This is a genomic window from Carnobacterium sp. (genome assembly GCF_032094055.1).
Taxonomy (GTDB): domain Bacteria; phylum Bacillota; class Bacilli; order Lactobacillales; family Carnobacteriaceae; genus Carnobacterium_A.
In genome coordinates this window covers 11,046-12,190 of sequence record NZ_DAMDAK010000011.1, presented here as the reverse complement: position 1 = coordinate 12,190, position 1,145 = coordinate 11,046, and the positions used below count along the sequence as shown (strand labels likewise).

Genomic DNA, 1,145 nt, shown 5'->3' with positions numbered 1-1,145 from the left:
CAATCAATTCTACGATTGTTGTTTTATGTATCAGGCCCAATATGGGATATTCAAACACGTAATTTTCCCGATTGGTTAGTTAAAACACTTCAACTAAATCCGGTTTATTATATTATTACAGGTTTCAGAGATAGCTTTTTATCTCAGGGTTGGTTTTGGGAAAATCCGACTCTACTATTAATTTTCTGGGGTTTTATCTTAGTGGTTTTACTTGTAGGAACTCATATCCATATGAAATTCCGAGCACGTTTTGTTGACTTTATTTAAAAATAAGTAGTGAAAATTCAGGAGGTAGCAGGATGAAAAAAGTTTTAACTTATGGAACATTTGATTTATTACACAAAGGACATGTTTTATTATTACAACGAGCACGTGCTTTAGGTGATCATTTAACGGTTGCTGTATCAACAGATGAGTTTAATGCAATTAAAGGAAAGAAAGCATATACTTCATGGGAAGATCGTAAATTAATTTTAGAAGCTTTGGCTTGTGTTGATGAAGTTATTCCAGAAAATGAATGGGAACAAAAAGTCAAAGATGTAAAAAAATATGACATTGATTTATTTGTAATGGGTGACGATTGGGAAGGGGAATTTGACTTTTTAAAAGAGTATTGTCAAGTTGTCTACTTGCCGCGTACAGAAGGCGTCTCAACTACAAAAATTAAAGAAGACTTGAAAGAAATAAAAGCAGAAGTAGATAAATTAAGTCAAAAAATTGAAGAAGATATCAATGAAGAAATTTAATTTAATGAAAACCAGCAAGGGGAGCGTAAAAGAAAAATGAAACAAAAAATCATCATTTTTTTCCTATCTTCAATGTTTCGTTTCTTTTCACTCTTTCCGGTCTTTCCAAATGTAGTGATGTTTGAGTCACAATATGGGGGGAGATTTGATGATAATCCTAAAGCTCTTTATGATTATTTTAAGCAACACACTAACAATGAGTATAAGCTTATTTGGAGTATTCGATATAAAGATCGACATATTATTAAAGATAAAGACATTCAAATACTATATCGCTTTTCACTACGTTGGCTTTATTATATGGCTCGGGCAAAAATTTGGATTACTAATGCGAGATTACCTAAGTGGATACCAAAGAGAAAAGAAACAAGTTACGTACAGACTTGGCACGGAACACCT

At 32.2% G+C, this 1,145-nt stretch carries 2 protein-coding genes and 1 pseudogene; all 3 read left to right on the top strand.

Going from position 1 to position 1,145, the window contains the following annotated elements:
- Window positions 1–267: pseudogene (locus RT405_RS02995) on the top strand (Teichoic acid translocation permease TagG); the annotation flags it as partial.
- A 32-nt stretch (window positions 268–299) separates the two neighbouring features.
- Window positions 300–746 (top strand): glycerol-3-phosphate cytidylyltransferase, encoded by a 447-nt coding sequence (tagD, locus tag RT405_RS02990; RefSeq protein WP_313467436.1) that lies wholly within the window; start codon window positions 300–302, stop codon window positions 744–746.
- Between the two features lie 36 nt (window positions 747–782).
- Window positions 783–1,145: CDP-glycerol glycerophosphotransferase family protein (locus RT405_RS02985; RefSeq protein ID WP_313467434.1), on the top strand; the 363-nt coding region annotated here is incomplete at its 3' end.

Bases quoted from the DNA above. Each gene is read 5' to 3' on its own strand.
- tagD (WP_313467436.1), top strand. From the start codon at position 300: ATGAAAAAAGTTTTAACTTATGGAACATTTGATTTATTACACAAAGGA.